Source organism: Bradyrhizobium sp. Kon56, from assembly GCF_055807635.1.
On the sequence record NZ_JBVVOU010000654.1, the window covers coordinates 1 to 234 of the forward strand.

The 234-nt window shown below is 61.5% G+C and carries 1 protein-coding gene; it reads left to right on the forward strand.

Annotated elements, in window-relative coordinates; all coding sequences use genetic code 11:
• Positions 1 to 107 precede the first annotated feature (107 nt).
• Positions 108 to 234, forward strand: a 127-nt coding sequence (locus AC0L3B_RS40400) for an AsnC family transcriptional regulator (protein ID WP_473383691.1), incomplete at its 3' end; no start/stop codon positions are given.

Here is a 234-nt window from a genome sequence, read left to right on the forward strand (position 1 = left end):
GCGCAAGCTAGCACAAAGCGGGGTTTCGGTCGGTCCAAAGTACTCGACACGGCAGGTCGATTGGACTCTCATGGGCCGGATTTTCCGCCAACTTGACCACAGAATCGATGAACGAAGACCAATTGGACCGCATCGACAGGAACATCCTGTCGGCGCTGGGCAGCGACGGCCGGCTTTCCATGTCGGAACTCGCGGCCAAGGTCGGCCTGTCGAAGACGCCGGTGCAGGCGCGGG